The sequence below is a fragment of the Bradyrhizobium sp. 191 genome, assembly GCF_023100985.1.
Lineage (GTDB): Bacteria > Pseudomonadota > Alphaproteobacteria > Rhizobiales > Xanthobacteraceae > Bradyrhizobium > Bradyrhizobium diversitatis.
The window spans coordinates 7,721,877-7,739,965 of sequence record NZ_CP064692.1; the positions used below are offsets into that span (position 1 = coordinate 7,721,877).

The following is an 18,089-nucleotide window of genomic DNA, read 5'->3' on the forward strand; positions in this document are numbered from 1 at the left end:
GGGGGAGACGTTGCGCTAAATCAAGGGAATTGGTGCTCCCGGATACTTCTAGGTTCCGATTCCGAGTTTGCCCTTCGGCTACATCGATGGCTTCGCCGAAAGTTATGGAGTTGCAATGGCTTCACGGCTGTTCGGCCGAACTTGGAATCGCCAGTCGCAGAGGCCTGATTTGATTCCATGTTCGCCAGCCGAACCGGAGATTTCGGGGCGTTTTTCCCGCAGCGGCGCCCAAGGGTGACATTTGAACTTGCGCGCTGCCTTTGCCGTCAATTCGCGCCGAGGGCCGCCCAAGCCCTTGCGTTTCAATAACTTCCCGCCGTTTCCCGGATAATCCCGGCTGATCCCGGGAGGTGTCATACGAACCTGCGCGTCACATCAGCGTACGGCAAAATCGTGTGGTCCTGGCGCCCGGGGTCTGTGCGCCAAGTCTTGCGGTGACGTTGCGGCCCGACCGGGTTCGCAGCGTCAGTCATCCGCAAGGCGACGGGGGCAATAGTGCATCGCTCCCCGGGGAGCAACTGTGCTGAGGTAGACCGCCGATCGGCCGGCCTCAAGGCTGGCGCTGGACGCGCCACCGCCTTTGGCGGCTGACGGCCTTGACCCCGTCCGCTCGCCGGTCTGTCGGCTTGGCATGCGCTCGGTCGAGGACCGAGCGCGGTAGGGCGCGCTCGATCAGCTCACCGCAACGCGTAGCGGCTCGGATCCCATTTCTCGCCGCGGGCGATCATCGTATTGAGGATGACGATCAGCTTGCGCATGCAGGCAATGAGCGCAACTTTCGGTTCCTTGCCCTTGGCAATCAGCCGTTGATAGAACGCCCTGAGCACCGGGTTGTTCTGGGTGGCTGCGCCGAGACAGGGCATGTAGAGGGCGTTGCGTACCCAGCGGCGGCCGCCCTTGATATGGCGCTCGCCACGTCGCTTGCCACTGTCGTCATCATAAGGCGCAGCGCCCAACAACGCGGCGGCGATCTCCTCGCGGACCGTCCCGAGTTCCGGGAGCCCCGCAATGAGGACCGCAGAGGCCGTTTCGGCGAGGCCCGGCACGCTCTCGATGATCTCGGCGCGCGCGGCAAATGCCGGTGTGGCCTTGACCGTGACAACGATTGCATCCTCGAGCTTGGCAATCTCAGCATCCAGGCCCTTCAAGACGCGGGCGTGGGCTTTCTGCACCGCTCCCGGCACGGCGTGCTCGTTCTGGCTCTGCAAGCGGGTCTTCAGATCGATCACGGCTTTGCGTGCTTTGACCAGTGCCGCCAGCTCCTCGCGCGCCGCATCGTGGGTTTGGCTCGGCGCATCTTCAAACGTCTCAGCGAACCAGGCGATCGTGTCCGCGTCGATCGTATCGTTCTTGGCGAGCCGCCCCGCCGATCGGGCGAAGTTACGCACTCGCCGTGGATCGACGATCCGCACCGCGAAGCAGGCTTCGCGCAGCGCCTTGGCCCAGTCCCGCTCGTAGCCGCCGGACGCCTCCATCACCGCTCTGTCGACCTTGTGCTTGCGCAGCCAGGCGACCAGCTTGCGCCGCCCCTTCGCACCGCTCGGGAACGCTTGCCGTTGCGACAGCGAGCGAATGCATGCATCCACCTCGTCCTTGGCCACATCAATCCCGACGACAACGCGACTGTTTTGTGCCATCATCCACTCCCTTCCTTGCTCGGTTCGGGCTCGAAGCCCATGCAACTGTTCGGGTTGAGGAAGACACGCCGAATCCGTCCCACGCTCCCCGACAGGCTCTAGGCCTTTGAGCACGAACGGGCTCGGATCCAGCGACGGGTGGTTGGTCAGAACCGCCCGTTGTCACATCCTGGCAGATTTTGCGGACACAAGATCACGACATAAGCCGTAAAACCACTGCGCAGGGAAGGCCGGGATGTCCTGGCTACACCTGTATGCCGCTGTGCAGCTTCTTGTTACGCAGATTCCGCACAGTGGACCTCGGGTGCCAGCGGGCTCCCGGCCTTCCCTGCGCCCTCTTTCATTTGAGGGTGAAGCGACCAGGCAAAGCTCGGGCGAGATCAGCCGCGAGAACGAGAAGATGTGTCTGCAGGTGAGATGCGAATCGAAAGAGCGATGTCCGCCGCCCCACGCTCCGTCATTGCGAGCGCAGCGAAGCAATCCAGAGTCTTTCCGCGGAGGGATTCTGGATTGCTTCGCTGCGCTCGCAATGACGGCGTTGATGCAGTTGCGCGCGAACACTCCGCTCTTGTGCCCCGGACGCAGCGCTGCGTCTCTTCGACGATGCGCTGCAGAGCCGGGGCCCATGCAATTGCGGCATTGCGCCGCGTCCGGGACACGAGCGCATCGCCTTTGCACAACTGTCATAGTCTCTAACGCCCACTAACCAACGCCTGACTTAAAACTGTCATAATCGCCGAATGGAACCCGCGCCTGCGCGCTTTTTACACGTCGTTAAGCGCGTCTGCATTGGATGCGCCGGCAAAGTGCGTTGGGGACTGCCATGAATGCCGCGAAGAGGGTGCCGGGAAAGCCGGCCACCGAAATGTTTGACGACATCCCGGTGCTTCAGCGCAAATGGCATGCGGCATTGAAGCCGGGCGAGCGGCTGCCGCGCTATGAGGACGTGATGCTCGGCAGCCTCGGACGGCTCTCCGACCACATCGCGCTGCTGAAGAACGACGGCGCGCTCGAACTGTCGCGCAGCGGACGCTACGTGCAGAAATGGCTCGGCGAGGAAGCCTGGGACATTCCCGTCGCCGCGCTGTCGCCCGATTGCGCCACGGCGCTGTCGGAAGCCGCGGCGAGCGCGCTTGCGACCGGACGGCCGCACCGGGGAAGAGCGCATTGCGTGCGCGACGGCATGGTCAGGACCTACGACGTGCTGGCGTTGCCGACGTCCTCGCGCTGGGGCGCGACGCTGGTCGGCGCCTATGTCAACGAGCGCGGCGCGCAATACAATCTCCTCGACGCGATCTTTTCCTCGACCGACGATGCGGTGGTCTCCCTCGTGATGCTGCGCGATGCGGGTGGCAAGCCGTTCGATCTTCAGGTCGTGCATCACAACAAGAGCGCGGGCGCACTGCTGAAGGTTGCGAGCGGAAGCCTGTTGTGGCGACGGATCGGCGAGGGCGGCACGCTGCTGGCTTCGCCCGAGGTGATGGAATTCCTGTTCAAGGCCGTTCTGAGCGGCCGCGGCGAACAGCTCGAGATCGAGAGCGAGGGACGCGACCTCAGGCTCAGCGCGATCGCCTTCGCCGACGTGGTTTCGCTGACGATCTCCGATGTTACCGCGCTGAAGCGGCGCGACGCCTCGTTCCGCCTGCTGTTCGACAACAACCCGATGCCGATGTGGGTGTTCGACGCGCAGACCAAGGCGTTCCTCAGCGTCAACGACGCCGCTGTTCAGCACTACGGCTACAGCCGCGCCACCTTCCTGCGCATGAAGCTGCACGAGATCTGGCCGGAGGACGAGTGGGACAGCCACGCCGAAGCGCTGGAGCGCCTCGGCGACGCCTATCACTCCTCGCGCAACTGGCGGCATCTGCGCGCCGACGGCAGCGAGATCGAGGTGCTCACCTTCGGCCGCCGCGTCGCCTTCGACGATCGCGACGGCTATCTGGTGGCGGTGGTCGACATCACAGAACGGCGCAAGGCCGAGGCCCGCATCGCCCATATGGCGCACCATGACGGGCTCACCGACCTGCCGAACCGCGAGTTCTTCCAGGAGCGCCTGAAGCAGGCGCTGGGCCAGGCCGATGGAAAACGGGTCGGCGTGCTCTACATGGATCTCGACCTGTTCAAGAACATCAACGATTCCTTCGGTCATCCGGTGGGCGATTGCCTGCTGAAGCAGGTCGCCGGGCGCCTGACTACCGCGGTCCGCGGCGCCAATCTCGCGGCGCGGCTCGGCGGTGACGAGTTCGCCGTCATTTTGGCCGCCGACGTCTCGCCGAACGAGGCCAGCGCCTGCGCGTCCTTGCTGATCGACATGGTGAAGGCACCTTATGATCTCGAGGGGCAGGAGATGGTGATCGGCGCCAGCATCGGCATCGCGCTGTCGCCGGGCGACGGGACGACGCCGGAAGAGTTGATGCGCAATGCCGACATGGCGTTGTACCGGGCGAAGTCCGATGGCGGTGGCGTCCACCGCTTCTTCGAGCGCGAGATGGACCTCCAGGCGCAGAGGCGCCGTGACATGGAGCTCGACCTGCGTCGTGCGTTCGCCAATGGCGAGTTCGAGCTGCACTATCAGCCGCTGGTGTCGATCGCTTCCGACCGCATCTCCGGCTTCGAGTCGCTATTGCGCTGGCATCACCCCGACAAAGGCATGATCTCGCCGGCGGAGTTCATCCCTGTTGCCGAGGACATCGGCCTCATCATCCAGCTCGGCGAGTGGGTATTGCGCGAGGCCTGCGCCGAGGCCGTCAAATGGCCTGCCGACGTCAAGGTCGCGGTCAATCTGTCGCCGGCGCAATTCCGCAGCCGCAACCTGGTTCAGGTGGTGATTTCGGCCTTGGCGCAGTCCGGCCTGTCGCCGAAGCGGCTCGAGCTCGAAATCACCGAGTCGATCTTTCTCGCCGAGACCGAGGCCAATCTCGCGACCCTGCATCAGTTGCGCGAGCTCGGCGTCGGCATTTCCATGGATGATTTCGGCACCGGCTATTCCAGCCTGAGCTATCTCCGCAGCTTTCCATTCGACAAGATCAAGATCGACCGCTCCTTCGTCAAGGATCTGGCGCAGCGGCCCGACTGCGGCGCGATCGTGCGCGCGATCTCCGGGCTCGGCCGCAGCCTCAACATCACCACGACTGCGGAGGGCGTGGAGACTGAAGATCAGCTCGACTGGCTGCGCGCCGAAGGATGCAACGAGGTGCAGGGATTCCTGTTCAGTGCCGCGCGGCCCGCGGCCGAGATCGGAAAGCTCCTTGCCGATTTCGGTGAGCGCACCTCACGGGCGGCGTAGTGGGGGCGGGTAGCAGTCGTAAACCAGCGCCTTGAACGCCGGTGTGATGCGGCTGCGCTCGTTCTGGGTCTGTTGCATCATGAGGTAGACCATGTCGAGCTTGGGATCGACGCCGAAATAGGTGCCGCTGCCGGAGTCCCATTTCAGCTCGCCGAGCGAGCCCGGCGGCGGCGGTTTCGCATTGCCGGGATCGGTCCGCACCGCAAGGCCGTAGCCATAGCCGAAGCCGTCGCCGGGGAAATAGAAATAGTCGCGTGCGACGCCGGAGCCCGGTCCGATGTGATCGGTCGTCATGGCCTCGAACGCGGACGGGCTGAGATAGCGCCTGCCCGCGAACTCGCCGCCGTTGAGCAGCATCTGCGAGAAGCGTTGATAGTCGGTGATGGTCGAGAGCAGGCCGCCGCCGCCGGATTGCCATTCGGGATGGGCGAGGCGATCGCGTTCGCCGGCAAGCAGGATGAAGTCGTTCGGCAGCGGCCGCGCCATCCGCGCAAGCTCGTCCTCGGTCGCGAGCACGAATTTGGTGCTGTTCATGCCGAGCGGGTCGAAGATGCGCTGTTTCAGGAATTGATACAGCGTCTGGCCCGAGACGATCTCGATGATGCTGCCGAGCACGTCGGTGGAATGGCCGTAGCGCCACAGCGTTCCAGGCTGACGCGCCAGCGGCAGCCTGGCGATCCGGTCGGCGAACTCCCTGTTGTTGAAAGGACCTTCGAAGATGTCGGCCGCCTTGTAGGCATGCTCGACCCATTCGGCTCCGATATAGTCGTAGCTGATACCCGAGGTGTGCCGCAGCAGATCCTCGATGTTGACGGGACGGACCGGCGCCACGAAGTCAAGTTCGAGCTCGCCGTGCAGATCGGTGGTCTGGACGCCCACCTTGGTCTTGGCAAAGAGGGGAACGTATTTGGATACGGGATCGGTGAGCGCAAGCTTGCCCTCGTCGATCAGCATCATCGCGCCAAGGCAGGTGATCGGCTTGGTCATGGAATGGATGGCAAAGATCGTATCCGGCGTCATGGCGAGGCCGGTCCTGGTGTCGCGCACGCCGAAGGTCTTCAGATAGACCGGCTTGCCGTGCTGCTTAATCAGGACCACCGCGCCCGGCAGCCGGCCGCTTGTCACCTCGTTGTCGAAATACGCCGTGATGCGGTCGAGCCCCTCGGACGAGGGGGCGGGAATATCGGCAGCACGGCTTTGCGCCATCGAGCTGGCGAGCATTGCGGCCCCGACAAGAAATTCACGCCGTCGCATCCGGGCTTCCTCCCCCGCCGGGATCTAAGCCGCGCAACGTTCGAGTCGTCAACAAGACATCGATTAAAAGCGCGTCACGATTTCCGAAAGGAACGGTCGCGGACGGTCTTCGCTCGGCTTGGTCGGCGTGCCGATATGGATGAAGCCGGCGAGCTTTTCGTCCGGCTTGAGGCCGAGCCCGTCCAGCACGTCGCGGTCGAACGAGAACCAACCGGTCAGCCAGCAGGCGCCGTAGCCGAGCGCGGTGGCGGCCGTGACGATGTTCATGGCGCTGGCGCCCGCCGACAATTCCTGCTCGAACGCCGGCACCTTCGGATGCGGCTTGGTGAAGCTGACGATGCCGATCACCAACGGCGCATCGGTGAGGCGCTTGCGCTCGATCTCGACGTCGGCCGCCGGCGCGCCGGGATTCTTCCGGGTAAAGACCCTCGCGATCACCTCGCCGGCACGCTGGCGGGCATCGCCTTCGAAGATGATGAAGCGCCAGGGCGCGAGCTTGCCATGATCGGGCACGCGCGCGCCGATGGTCAGGATCGTCTCGAGCTCGGCCGGCGAGGGGCCGGGGCCGGTCATCTCGCGCGGCTTGACCGAGCGGCGTGTCTTCAGGAGTTCGATGGCGTCGGGCACGGGCAGGTCCTTGTGGCTTGCTGTTCTCGCCAGGAGATAGGCCCGCCAGAGGACGAATGGAAGGGATTTAGAGTGATTATGAGGTCTGCTGGCGCTCCGGCCAGAAAGTTGTGGTCCCAGGTTGGGACTATGCTAAGATGACATGAATGAGGATCATCGCGCTCAGCACGATCAAGGCTTTTCTCGATCGAGCGGGCGAGGTCTCCGATGCCCGCGAACCCCTGATGGCCTGGTTTCGGCAGGTAAAGCAGGCCGATTGGGCGAAGCCCGCGGACGTGAAGCGAGATATCCGAACCGCCAGTATCCTCAGGGATGGCCGTGTCGTCTTCAACGTCGCCGGCAACAAATATCGCGTCGTAGTCTGGATCAACTATCCATACCGCGTGGTCTATGTCCGTTTTGTTGGAACACATCGGCAGTACGACGCAATCGATGCGCAAACCATTTAAGAGGTCGATGATGGAAATCGCGCCAATCAAGTCTAACCGGGACTATCGTCGCGTGCTCAAGGAGATCGAGACGTTGATGAGTGCGCGCCGGAACTCGCCTGAGGGCGATCGGCTGGATGTGCTTGTGACGCTCGTGGAGGCGTGGGAACGGAAGCATTATCGGCTGGACCTTCCAGACCCGGTCGAAGCCATCAAGTATCATATGGAACAGAGCGGCCTGCAGCCGAGGGACCTGATTCCTTTCATTGGCAGCCGCAACAGGGTCCACGAAGTGCTTAACCGGCGGCGCGAATTGACGCTCAGCATGATCCGACGCCTGCATGTGGGGCTCGGCATTCCTGCCGAGTCCCTCATCAAAGTTGGGCAAGATAGAGCCGCTTGAGCGCCGTCAGACGCTGCCGCGCGCCCGCCGGACATCCGGAGGGGTGGCCTCGTCGACCAAGGCAGCGATCGCCTCGGCCGTCGTCATCACCTTCTGGCCGTCGCTGCCGAGCCGGCGAACCGAGACCGAATGCGTCTCGGCTTCCTTCTTGCCGACCACGAGCAGAGCCGGGATCTTGGCCAGCGAATGCTCGCGGACCTTGTAGTTGATCTTTTCGTTGCGCAGATCGATCTCGACCCGAAGCCCGGCGCGCCGCGCCTGCTCGAGAACCTGCTTGGCGTATTCGTCGCCTTCCGAAGTGATGGTCGTGACCACCGCCTGCACCGGCGAGAGCCAGAGCGGGAAGTTGCCGGCATAGTGCTCAATCAGGATGCCGATGTAGCGCTCCATCGAGCCGCAGATCGCGCGGTGCACCATCACGGGCGGCTTCTTGCCGCCGTCATGGTCGATGTAGAACGCGCCGAACCGCTCCGGCAGGTTGAAGTCGACCTGCGTGGTGCCGCACTGCCAGTCGCGCCCGATGGCATCGCGCAGAACGTATTCGAACTTCGGCCCGTAGAAGGCGCCTTCGCCCGGGTTGATCTCGGTCTTGATGTGATTGTTCTGCGACTGGATCTCGCGCAGCACGGTGGCCATCACGCGCTCGGCGTGATCCCACATCTCGTCCGTGCCGACGCGCTTTTCCGGCCGGGTCGACAGCTTCACGGTGAGATCGCCGGTGAAGCCGAAATCGGCATAGGTCGACAGGATCAGATCGTTGATCTTCAGGCATTCCTCGGCGAGCTGGTCCTCGGTGCAGAAGATGTGCGCGTCGTCCTGGGTGAAGCCGCGCACGCGCATCAGGCCGTGCATGGCGCCGGAGGGCTCGTAGCGATGCACCACGCCGAACTCGGCGAGGCGCAGCGGCAGGTCGCGGTAGCTCTTCAGGCCGTGCTTGAAGATCTGCACATGGCCCGGGCAGTTCATCGGCTTCAGCGCAAACCAGCGCTTGTCCTCGGCCTCGTCGCCGGCCGACTGCGCCGCGAACATGTTCTCGCGATACCAGCCCCAATGGCCCGAGGTCTCCCACAGCACCTTGTCGAGGATCTGCGGCGCGTTGACCTCGTTGTAGTCGCCGGTCAGGCGTCGGCGCATGTAGGCGATCAGCTGCTGGAAGATGGTCCAGCCTTTCGGGTGCCAGAACACGACGCCCGGACCTTCTTCCTGGAAGTGGAAGAGGTCGAGCTCGCGCCCGAGCTTGCGATGGTCGCGCTTCTCGGCTTCCTCGATCTGCTTGAGGTAGGCGTCGAGGTCCTCCTGCTTGGCGAAGGCCGTGCCGTAGATGCGGGTCAGCATCGGGTTGTTGCTGTCGCCGCGCCAATAGGCGCCGGCCACCTTCATCAGCTTGAAGGCATTGCCGACCTTGCCGGTCGAGGTCATGTGCGGACCGCGGCACAGATCGAACCAGTCGCCCTGGTAGTAGATCTTGATCGGTTCGGTGCCGGGAATGGCGTCGACCAGCTCGACCTTGAAGGCCTCGCCCTTGTCGCGGAACACCTGCTTGGTCTTCTCGCGATCCCAGACCTCTTTCGTGAACGGTTTGTCGCGCGCGATGATCTCGCGCATCTTCTTCTCGATCGCGGCAAAGTCTTCCGGCGTGAACGGCTCGTTGCGGAAGAAGTCGTAGTAGAAGCCGTTCTCGATCACGGGACCGATGGTGACCTGGGTGCCCGGCCACAGCGTCTGCACGGCTTCCGCGAGCACGTGTGCGCAGTCGTGGCGGATCAATTCGAGCGCGCGCGGATCGTCGCGATTGACGAGTTCGATCTTGGCGTCATCTTCGATCGGGTCGTTGAGATCGGCGAGCGCACCGTCGAGCGCCATCGCAACCGTGCGCTTGGCCAGCGACGGCGAGATGCCCTTGGCGATATCGAGGCCGGTGATGCCCTTGTCGAACTGGCGCTGGGCGCCGTCGGGGAAGGTGAGGGTGACTTTGGCGGCAGGGGTCACGGGCTTCAGATTGGACAGGCTATACTGGAAGCCGGACTCGGATTTGGGCTGGTCGGTCATGCTTTTCTCCTGAGGCTCACTCCTGCGAACGAGCGCAGGTAAGCGGGAACGAGCGATATATCAGGCGATTCGGCCCGTGCAATCCGGCATTTCCAAGAAAGTGACGCGCAAAACCCGCGACTTTGCACCAACTATCTCGAGCAGCGCCCTTCAACTGGCCGCAGGCCTGCTCTACATGCACTTGCATGGAAAAAGCTCCCGCCGCCGGCCGTTTCGCGCCAACCGCCCTGATGCTCGGCAATCTCGTCACCGGCTGCTCGGTGCTGGCGCCGGCAGGCATGCTGCCGGAATTGGCGACGGGACTTCAGGTCAGCATCCATGCGGCCGGGCTCCTGATCACGTTCGGCGCGGTCACGCTGTGCATCGGCTCGCCGCTGACGGCCTGGTTCACCAGCCGCATGGAGCGGCGGACGCTGCTCGCAACGACGCTTGCGGTGCTCGCCTTCGGCAATCTCGCTTCGGCCTTTGCGCCCGACTACGCCAGCCTCCTCGTCATTCGCCTCGTGATGCTCGCGGTCGGCGCGCTCTACACGCCGCAGGCCGCCGGCACGGCAGCGTTGATCGTGCCGGCCGAACGGCGCGGCAGCACCATTGCATACATTTTCCTAGGCTGGTCGTTGGCGGCCGCCGTCGGCCTGCCGCTGATCACCTTCATTGCCAGCCGCTATGGCTGGCGCGCGTCCTATGGCGGCATCGGCGCGCTCGGCTGCATCAGCTTGCTGCTGTTGCTGCTGCGTCTGCCGGCGGGCCTGAAGGGCGCTCCGGTGGATCTGAAGACGTGGGCCGCGGTCGGCCGGAGCAGGACGATCCTGCTGCTGCTTGCGATCACGATGTTGCAGATGTCGGGGCAGTTCGTGGTGTTCACCTACATGGGCCCGCTGCTCAACAGGCTCACCAGCGCGGGTGCCGATGCGATCGGCATGGTGTTCGCGCTTTACGGCATCTGCGGCTTTCTTGGCGTTGTCATCGCGACCCGCATCGTCGACACCTCGGGGCCCTATCGCACCTCGTTGCTGTTCACCTGCCTGGTGCTTGCCGGGATGAGCGGCTGGGCGCTCGGCGCCGGCTCGCTCGTCCTGATGGCGGGCGCGGTCGCGACCTGGGGCCTTGGATTCGCGTCGACCAATTCGATGCAGCAGGTGCGGCTGGTCGCGGCCGCGCCGCCGCTGGCATCGGCGACCGTCGCGCTCAATACCTCGGTCCTCTATATCGGCCAGGCGATCGGCTCCGCTGTCGGTGGGCTGCTGTTTGCCCGCGGGCTCCTGCACACGCTCGGCTTCGTCGCGGTCGGGTTCGTCGTGCTGGCGCTGATCCTGTTGGTGCTGACCCGGCCACGGCCGGGGGCTGCCACGACCGCCTGAAGGCCGTCTTTCCTGTGCGCAAGGTGCTTGGCAAACCTCGCGTGAGGGCGCTAGAAGGCCGGTCATGGGGACCAAAGAGAGTTGACTGAGATGAGGATGATTCTGGCGGTTGCCGCGGTGCTCTATTCAACCTCCGCATTTGCGCAAGCCGACAAGCCCCCGATGGTGGGAGACAAGCCGCTGGTGCAGGTCAAGCCGAAGGGAACCAAAGAGGCAGCGGCCAATCCCGCCGCGGCGAAGGGCAAGCCGCAGTCGATCGCCGTCCGGCTCCAGGCCTGCCTCGAGATCGACGACGGCACCAAGGATCGCCTCAACTGCTACGACGCCGTGATCCCGCCGGCGCCGAAGCCGAAGCCGGCGAAGGCCAAGGGCTACGCCGACTGCCGTTTCTTCAAGGAAGAGGACGAGCGGCTGACCTGCTTCAACGGCTTTGCCGAGAGCATTCCGAAGCTGCCCAAGAACTGATATTCGCACTGATATTCGCCAGGTCAGGGCTCAGTCGCTGATCGACCTGAGCAATTGGGCCTAGCGGCTCGATGCGGATGGATTGGTCGAGGCGACGCGCGTGAGCGCGAGCGACGGCGTTGCCGACATCTTCACCAGCACGTCCTTGAGCGGATCCCGCGTCCAGGCGCGGGTCACGTAATCGCGATGGGTGATGCCGTCGCCGGTCTCCACGAACACCACGCTGCCGGGACGGAGCGGACCCTCCATGTCCTCCGCGACGCTGATGCCCTTCTGCCGCAGCATGCTCATCAGCTCACGGTCGCGCCGCGCCGTGTAGCGGGTGTAGGAGCTGACGAAGAAGCCGGAGCGGTGGCTCTCGATCCAGGAGGCGAACTTGTCGAGTTCGCCGTAGATGGCGTCGAGCAGCACCACGCCGCGGACGCGGTCGCCGATGCCGCCGACCTCCAGGCTCCAAGCCGTCGGCAGGAAGCCACCGCTATAGCCGACGATCACGATCGGCATGTTGGCGAAGGCGCGCGCACTTTCGGGATCGCCGCTGAGGCGGGCGAGATGGTCGGCCGATTCCGCCATGAAGCGCTTGAACCCGCCCGGTTGCCAGAACTTGCCGGCGCTGGAATCGGCGGCATCGACGGCCATTTGCGGTGCAAGGAGCACGGCATTGGCGCCGGAATCACTGATCTGCTTGGGCACCAGTTGGCGGTCGCGTACGTCGCGCTCGAGCGTCGCGCCATTGCCGTGGAAGAACACCACGATCACACCGGGCTTGTGCACGTCGAAATGCTCGGGCACGTGCACCAACACCCGGCTGTCGCTGTAGGTCTCATCCTGCCAGAACACGCGACCGGAATAGCTGCGGTGGCCGCGGCGGTCGCCCTTGGAAATGTTGAGGAAGGGTGCGTCGGAGGCGGGGTTGTTGCCGAAGTAAGGGAAGGCCGACGACTTCATGCTGACGAGTGTCGTCAGGTCGTCGCGCGGCGGACGCTTGTAGGGGACCTGCGGCTCCAGCGACGCCACCTTGTAAGGCGCTTGCTCCGGCGGCTGTTGCTGAACGGCGCGCCTGGGCGAGAAGTCCGACATCTGCCGCTGCAGGAAGCTTTCGCTCGCCGAGGGAAAGCGCTCCCTGAACTGCGGGGCGGGAAAGCGGTCCTCGAACGTGTCGCCGCTTGCCACGCGTGGGTTGGAGGCTTGCGAATTGTTTTTGGCGACGACCTGGACATTCGCCTGCGAACTCGTTGCCAGCGCCGCCGGATCGGGCGCCTTGCCGCATTGAACCAGCGTCAGCGACAGCGGCACCAAGGCCGAGATCAGGCCGACGCGTCGCGCGCGACTGCGCGCGCCGGACGTCGTCCGATCGGCACGAAAGTCAGCTGTCAGTGTCGGAACGGCCCCGAACATCCACCGATGACCCCAAGTCACGACATCAAGTCTGTCGGCATGCTTTAAGACAATTGAGCCGACTGGCGTTTAGGCGACGTTAAGCGTCCGGAGCAACTTCCCCACATCCGGAACGCTCAAAAGGACCATGCAATCGTGTCCTGATTGTGGGGAGCGCGAACGGGAAATTTCGGGGTAATCCAGGCGTCATTGTCCAAAAGCGTGGTTAGTCGGTGTTTTGGTACCCGCTGCCGTTGCCTCATTTAACCCTTGTTAACTCTGCTTGAATTGACTGGGGCGAACTGCACGATGACCTGCGAGGCGAGACGCCTGAGGTTAAGGACCGCGATGACGGCATCACATGCGGGAACCGCAGCCTGGATCGGCCGGCTGACCGGGAGCGGGGCCGGGGTCTCCGTTCCGGTCGCAACCGCCATCGTCGTGGCCGACATGATCGGGGTCGGCGTCTTCACCAGCCTCGGCTTCCAGGTCAAGGACATCCCGTCCGGCTTCTCGATCCTGTTGCTCTGGACCGTCGGCGGCATCGTCGCGTTGTGCGGGGTGTTCGCATACAGCGAGTTGGGCGCGATGTTTCCGCGCTCGAGCGGTGAGTACAATTTCCTCGGCCGCGCCTATCATCCGGCCTTCGGCTTTCTCGCCGGCTGGGTGTCGGCCACGGTCGGCTTCGCGGCGCCGGTTGCGCTCGCGGCGATGGCGTTCGGCGAATACGCCAAATCGGTTGTCCCGGATCTGCCGCCGATTCCGCTTGCCATCGGCGTGGTGTGGCTGGTCTCGCTGGTGCAACTGACCGGAGTCCGGCACTCCTCGACCTTCCAGCTGATCTCGACCATCCTCAAGGTCGTCCTGATCGTCGCCTTCCTGGTCGCCGGCTTCGTCGTCGGCGCGCAGCAGCCGATCGCCTTCACGCCGCAGCCGGGCGATCTCGCCCACATCGTCAGCGCGCCGTTCGCGATCGGCCTCGTCTTCGTGATGTATTCCTTCTCGGGCTGGAATGCCGCGACCTACATCATCGGCGAGATGAACACGCCGCAGCAGAGCCTGCCGCGCGCACTGCTTGCGGGTACGCTGATCGTGCTCGTGCTGTACGTCGCGCTGAACGCGGTCTTTCTCTATTCCACGCCGGTGAGTGCGCTCGCCGGCCAGCTCGACGTCGCCAGCGTCGCCGGCAGTGCCATCTTCGGCAGCCTCGGCGGCCGGATCGTCGGCGCCATGATTTGCGTCGGCCTGATCTCCTCGATCAGCGCGATGATGTGGATCGGACCGCGCGTGATGATGACGATGGGGGAGGACATTCCAGCCCTGCGCGTGTTTTCGAAGCGATCGGCGAGCGGCGCGCCGGCCTATGCCGTCCTGTTCCAGCTCGCCATCGCCAACCTGCTGTTGTTCACGCGCAGCTTCGAGGCGGTGCTCGACTTCATCCAGTTCGCGCTGCTGTTCTGCTCGTTCTTCACGGTCGCCGGCGTCATCAAGCTGCGCATCACAGATCCCGACCTGCCGCGGCCCTATCGCACCTGGGGATACCCGTTCACACCGCTCGTTTTCCTGCTCGTGACCGCGTTCATGATGTACTACCTCTTGACCGAGCGGCCGGTGCAGTCGCTCTCGGGGATGCTCGTCATGCTCGCGGGCCTGTTGATCTATGCTGCGTTCCGCAGGCGGCCGGCTGCCGCCGGCAACTCGTCACACCGCGAATAGAGATGTTTCGATCCATGAGAATTGCGGCCATCGCTTTCGCCCTGCTGGCTGCGGTCGTCTCGTCCGCGCATGCTGCCGACGCCAGCTTCGACGACACCGCGCGCTTCCTTGCGGGCATGCAGCCCTCGGCGGACTCGCCGCTGGTGCCGCTCACCAGGGATCCGGGCTGGCAGCGCCATGCAAAGTTCTTCGACGGCGCCTTCGCCCAGCTCGAACAGCGGCAGCTCTCCAAGATCCGCAGCTGGGCCGACGCCAATCTCGCCGCGCCACGGCCGACCATGTTCTACATGTTCAGTGGCCCGGATTTCCTCTACGCCGATGCCTTCTATTCCAAGGCCAGCACGTATGTGCTCGGCGCGCTGGAGCCGGTCGGCGCCGTGCCCGACCTGACGCGGCTGCCGCGTGGTTCGGTCGCCGCCGCGCTCTACAATGTCGAGCGTTCGCTCGGTTCGATCCTGAGCTTCTCCTTCTTCATCACCAAGCAGATGAAGGTCGACCTGCGCGCCAACCAGGTCAACGGCACCTTGCCGATCCTCTATGTCTTCCTCGCGCGCTCCGGCAAGACCATCCGCAACGTCGAGATGATCGCGCTCGACGACAAGGGCGGGGTGCATGTCGGCGACGACAATCCGGGACGAAACGCGACGCGCGGCGTCCGCATCACCTTCGCCGGCAGCGACGGGGAAGCGCGCACGCTGTATTATTTCTCGACCGATCTATCCAATTCCGGCGCGCGCGCCGCAGGCTTCCTGAAGTTCTGCGAGACGCTCGGGCCCGGCAACAGCCTGCTCAAGAGTGCGTCCTATCTGTTGCACTCCGGCAATTTCTCCGTCGTGCGCGACTGGCTGCTTGCCAATAGTGCCACCATCATCCAGGACGATTCCGGCATTCCGCTCGCGAACTACAACGCACGGCAATGGCGGTTCTTCCCATTTGGCCGCTATCTCGGTCCCATCGACGAATTCCCCGGCCGTTATCAGGAGCGCTATGCCGAACTGTTCACGCGCGCCCAGCCGATCGATTTCGGCGTCGGCTATCGCTGGCGGATGCGCGAATCGAATTTACTGCTGTCGGTGAAGGTGCTGGGCAGCGAGACTGCGCCGACTGCGGAGACCACCTCGGCTACCGGGCCGCCGCCAAGGCCGCCGCGCCCGAAGCGGTTGCGGCCGCCGGAGTCGATTCCGCCGTCACAGGGACGTTTCTTCTGGTTCCGCTAGGCTATTGCCGAGGCTGGGCGTCAAGACGTCTGGGCCACGACGACCAGCACTTCGGCCTTCTGCCGGCCGAGGCTCCTGACCTCGTGCGGCGTCTCGCCTGAAAAATACAGGCAATCTCCCCTGCCGAGGACGAGCTCTTCGCCATCGAGCTTGATCGCGATCCTGCCGTTGATGACGAACAGCAGCTCCTCGCCCGCATGCGAGGCGCGCGTCGCCGACTTGTGCGGCGGACTCAGCAGGAAAGGTTCCATCATCTTGCGGGTGCGACCGGTCGCCAGCGGGACTACGCCGAACGTGTCCTGGAACAGCGGCACATTGCCGTCCTGGCGGCGGAACAGCGTGTAGCGCGGTGCCGGCTCGGCGTTCGGGTCGAAAAAGTTCGCGACATTGACCTCGAGCGCGGCGGCCATCCGCAGCAGAGCTGCGAGGGAGGGGATCTTGAGGTTGCGCTCGACCAGCGAGATGTAGCCGCGGGTGAGGTCGCTTTGCTTCGCAAGCTGGTCCAGCGTCAGGCCCTTGGCGATCCGCGCCTGGCGAATGTTGGCCCCGACCGCTGTCGCTTTGCTGACGTCAAGCACGCATGAGTCTCCCGAACTGCTGAAGCCTGTTTTGCAACAGAAGCCGCCGGACTGCCAGCCCGGCGGCCGGCAAGGCCCGATGCCGGTCGCCCGTAAGCATATTCCATTGGAAAACTTCTGAGCAGAAATTTCGGGCAAGGGCGCGGATATTATGAGCAGGTGAACTGGTACAACGCGGAAAATCGCCGAATTTTCGTGCAATTCGACCGTATTGCCGCGATCGTCGGCATTTGCCGCGTTCCGCGGCGTTGATTTCCAATAGTAAACATGATCGATTTTTACCGTCGCGGCTGCCGATGAGCACCGCGACCGAGCCAACTGCTTTTCCCAGGCGCCGGTACCTTTTGGAGAGATCGATGACCGTAGCAGACGACGTAACCCTGAACGTAGCGCCGGACGAGGCGGCGAGCTTGCGACGGATCGTGTGGTCGAGCGTAATCGGCACCGCGGTCGAATGGTACGACTTCCTCATCTATGGCACGGCGACCGCGCTGGTGTTCAACAAGGTCTTCTTCGCCGCCGGCAACCCCGCGCTCGCCACCATCGCGGCCTTCGGCACCTACGCCGTCGGATTTCTGGCGCGCCCGCTCGGTGCCGCGATCTTTGGCCATTACGGCGACCGGGTCGGCCGCAAGGCGATGCTCGCGATCACGATCATGGTGATGGGCATCGGCACCTTCCTGATCGGCCTGCTTCCGACCTACCAGCAGATCGGCATTGCCGCGCCGGTGCTGCTGATCGGATTGCGCTTTCTCCAGGGTATCGGCCTCGGCGGCGAATGGGGCGGCGCCGTGCTGATGGTGGTCGAGAACTGCCCGACGCATCGCCGCGGCCTGCTCGGCAGCATGGTGCAGGTCGGCAACCCCATCGGCAATCTCGCCGCGATCGGCATGTTCGCGCTGGTGGCGAGCCTGCCGGAGAGCGACTTCATGACTTACGGCTGGCGCATCCCCTTCCTGATCTCGATCCTCCTGGTCGGCGTCGGTCTCTACATCCGCCTCAACATGGAGGAGACCGCCGCCTTCCGTCAGGTCCAGGCCAAGAAGGAAGTCGCAAGCCTGCCACTGCTCGAGATCTTCAGGCACCACCGCCGGCCGTTCTTCACCGCGGTCGGTCTGAAGATCTCCGAAATTGCCTATGCCAGCATCGGCGGCGTGTTTGTGATGTCCTATGCCACCGCCAATCTCGGCCTGCCGCGCGCGGTGGTGCTGAACGGGGCGTTCGCCGCATCGCTGGTCGCGCTGCTCGCTATCCCGCTGTTCGGCTGGCTGTCCGACCTGGTCGGCCGCAAGACGATGTTCTATGCGAGCTGTCTGTTCTCGGCGCTGTTCGCCTTCCCGCTGTTCTGGCTGCTCGACACCCGCGATCCGACGATCGTTGTCTGCACCATCGTGGTCGCGATCACCTTCGGTCAGATGGTCATGTTCGCTATCGGCGCGCCCTGGTACTCCGAACTGTTTACCGCGCGGCTGCGTTACAGCGGTGCGTCGCTAGGGTTCCAGGTCGGTGCGGCCCTGAGCGGCGGGTTGACGCCGCTGATTGCGGCCTCTCTGATGGCCTGGAGCGGCGGCGCAACCTGGCCGGTCTCGCTGCTGCTCGTCGTCTGCGCCGCCATCACCGCGATCGCGACCACGTTCGCGCCGGAGATGGCGAACAAGGAACTGACCTGATCCCGCGGCGCCGCTGCCGGC

The 18,089-nt window shown here is 64.2% G+C and carries 14 protein-coding genes; 8 read left to right on the forward strand and 6 right to left on the reverse strand.

Annotation, left to right across the window (positions count from 1 at the left end; genetic code table 11):
• Nucleotides 1-677 precede the first annotated feature (677 nt).
• Nucleotides 678-1,640, reverse strand: a complete 963-nt coding sequence (locus IVB23_RS36345; protein ID WP_247801851.1) for an IS110 family transposase — start codon at nt 1,638-1,640, stop codon at nt 678-680.
• Nucleotides 1,641-2,460: 820 nt separating this feature from the next.
• On the opposite strand from IVB23_RS36345, the gene IVB23_RS36350 reads away from it, so the two are divergent.
• Nucleotides 2,461-4,923, forward strand: a complete 2,463-nt coding sequence (locus IVB23_RS36350; RefSeq protein WP_247801852.1) for an EAL domain-containing protein — start codon at nt 2,461-2,463, stop codon at nt 4,921-4,923.
• Here IVB23_RS36350 and IVB23_RS36355 read toward each other — a convergent pair.
• Entirely contained in the window at nt 4,909-6,177 is a 1,269-nt protein-coding gene (locus tag IVB23_RS36355; protein ID WP_247801853.1) for a serine hydrolase domain-containing protein, read from the reverse strand. The two genes, IVB23_RS36350 and IVB23_RS36355, sit on opposite strands and share 15 nt — an antisense overlap.
• Nucleotides 6,178-6,240: 63 nt before the next feature.
• Nucleotides 6,241-6,804 carry a nitroreductase gene (locus IVB23_RS36360; protein ID WP_247801855.1) on the reverse strand — a complete coding sequence of 188 codons (564 nt, stop codon included), beginning with the start codon at nt 6,802-6,804 and terminating at the stop codon, nt 6,241-6,243.
• Nucleotides 6,805-6,950: 146 nt separating this feature from the next.
• Here IVB23_RS36360 and IVB23_RS36365 point away from each other — a divergent pair, with 146 nt between their 5' ends.
• Together IVB23_RS36365 and IVB23_RS36370 are read left to right on the forward strand one after the other, a co-directional pair.
• Complete coding sequence (locus IVB23_RS36365; RefSeq protein WP_061880562.1) at nt 6,951-7,253, forward strand: type II toxin-antitoxin system HigB family toxin; 303 nt, start codon at nt 6,951-6,953, stop codon at nt 7,251-7,253.
• A gap of 10 nt (nt 7,254-7,263) precedes the next feature.
• A complete protein-coding gene (locus tag IVB23_RS36370; RefSeq protein WP_061880598.1) occupies nt 7,264-7,635 on the forward strand; it encodes a hypothetical protein in 372 nt (123 codons plus the stop codon).
• A gap of 6 nt (nt 7,636-7,641) precedes the next feature.
• Here the strand turns inward: IVB23_RS36370 and thrS are convergent, their stop codons facing one another.
• The gene (gene thrS / locus IVB23_RS36375) at nt 7,642-9,684 is read right to left on the reverse strand and encodes a threonine--tRNA ligase (protein WP_247801857.1); all 2,043 of its coding nucleotides are present in this window, start codon (nt 9,682-9,684) and stop codon (nt 7,642-7,644) included.
• A gap of 185 nt (nt 9,685-9,869) precedes the next feature.
• Here thrS and IVB23_RS36380 point away from each other — a divergent pair, with 185 nt between their 5' ends.
• Nucleotides 9,870-11,045 (forward strand): MFS transporter, encoded by a 1,176-nt coding sequence (locus tag IVB23_RS36380; protein ID WP_247801859.1) that lies wholly within the window; start codon nt 9,870-9,872, stop codon nt 11,043-11,045.
• A 90-nt stretch (nt 11,046-11,135) separates the two neighbouring features.
• Nucleotides 11,136-11,510, forward strand: a complete 375-nt coding sequence (locus IVB23_RS36385; protein ID WP_131871150.1) for a hypothetical protein — start codon at nt 11,136-11,138, stop codon at nt 11,508-11,510.
• A 60-nt stretch (nt 11,511-11,570) separates the two neighbouring features.
• Here IVB23_RS36385 and IVB23_RS36390 read toward each other — a convergent pair whose 3' ends face one another.
• On the reverse strand, nt 11,571-12,908 hold the full coding sequence (locus tag IVB23_RS36390) for an alpha/beta hydrolase (protein WP_247801860.1): 1,338 nt from the start codon (nt 12,906-12,908) through the stop codon (nt 11,571-11,573).
• Between the two features lie 327 nt (nt 12,909-13,235).
• Here IVB23_RS36390 and IVB23_RS36395 point away from each other — a divergent pair, with 327 nt between their 5' ends.
• On the forward strand, nt 13,236-14,603 hold the full coding sequence (locus IVB23_RS36395) for an APC family permease (protein WP_247801862.1): 1,368 nt from the start codon (nt 13,236-13,238) through the stop codon (nt 14,601-14,603).
• 2 nt (nt 14,604-14,605) lie between these two features.
• A complete protein-coding gene (locus tag IVB23_RS36400) occupies nt 14,606-15,820 on the forward strand; it encodes a hypothetical protein (protein WP_197967647.1) in 1,215 nt (404 codons plus the stop codon).
• A 20-nt stretch (nt 15,821-15,840) separates the two neighbouring features.
• On the opposite strand, the gene IVB23_RS36405 is transcribed toward IVB23_RS36400, so the two are convergent.
• Nucleotides 15,841-16,398 carry a cupin domain-containing protein gene (locus tag IVB23_RS36405; protein WP_061880568.1) on the reverse strand — a complete coding sequence of 186 codons (558 nt, stop codon included), beginning with the start codon at nt 16,396-16,398 and terminating at the stop codon, nt 15,841-15,843.
• Nucleotides 16,399-16,754: 356 nt separating this feature from the next.
• On the opposite strand from IVB23_RS36405, the gene IVB23_RS36410 reads away from it, so the two are divergent.
• Nucleotides 16,755-18,068 (forward strand): MFS transporter, encoded by a 1,314-nt coding sequence (locus IVB23_RS36410; protein ID WP_247801864.1) that lies wholly within the window; start codon nt 16,755-16,757, stop codon nt 18,066-18,068.
• The last annotated feature ends 21 nt before the right edge of the window (nt 18,069-18,089 follow it).

What these genes read in the sequence shown, in the direction of transcription:
- IVB23_RS36345 (WP_247801851.1), bottom strand. Translation starts at nt 1,640, where the DNA reads ATGATGGCACAAAACAGTCGCGTTGTCGTCGGGATTGATGTGGCCAAG.
- IVB23_RS36350 (WP_247801852.1), top strand. Translation starts at nt 2,461, where the DNA reads ATGAATGCCGCGAAGAGGGTGCCGGGAAAGCCGGCCACCGAAATGTTT.
- IVB23_RS36355 (WP_247801853.1), bottom strand. Translation starts at nt 6,177, where the DNA reads ATGCGACGGCGTGAATTTCTTGTCGGGGCCGCAATGCTCGCCAGCTCG.
- IVB23_RS36365 (WP_061880562.1), top strand. Translation starts at nt 6,951, where the DNA reads ATGAGGATCATCGCGCTCAGCACGATCAAGGCTTTTCTCGATCGAGCG.
- IVB23_RS36370 (WP_061880598.1), top strand. Translation starts at nt 7,264, where the DNA reads ATGGAAATCGCGCCAATCAAGTCTAACCGGGACTATCGTCGCGTGCTC.
- thrS (WP_247801857.1), bottom strand. Translation starts at nt 9,684, where the DNA reads ATGACCGACCAGCCCAAATCCGAGTCCGGCTTCCAGTATAGCCTGTCC.
- IVB23_RS36380 (WP_247801859.1), top strand. Translation starts at nt 9,870, where the DNA reads ATGGAAAAAGCTCCCGCCGCCGGCCGTTTCGCGCCAACCGCCCTGATG.
- IVB23_RS36385 (WP_131871150.1), top strand. Translation starts at nt 11,136, where the DNA reads ATGAGGATGATTCTGGCGGTTGCCGCGGTGCTCTATTCAACCTCCGCA.
- IVB23_RS36390 (WP_247801860.1), bottom strand. Translation starts at nt 12,908, where the DNA reads ATGTTCGGGGCCGTTCCGACACTGACAGCTGACTTTCGTGCCGATCGG.
- IVB23_RS36395 (WP_247801862.1), top strand. Translation starts at nt 13,236, where the DNA reads ATGACGGCATCACATGCGGGAACCGCAGCCTGGATCGGCCGGCTGACC.
- IVB23_RS36400 (WP_197967647.1), top strand. Translation starts at nt 14,606, where the DNA reads ATGTTTCGATCCATGAGAATTGCGGCCATCGCTTTCGCCCTGCTGGCT.
- IVB23_RS36410 (WP_247801864.1), top strand. Translation starts at nt 16,755, where the DNA reads ATGACCGTAGCAGACGACGTAACCCTGAACGTAGCGCCGGACGAGGCG.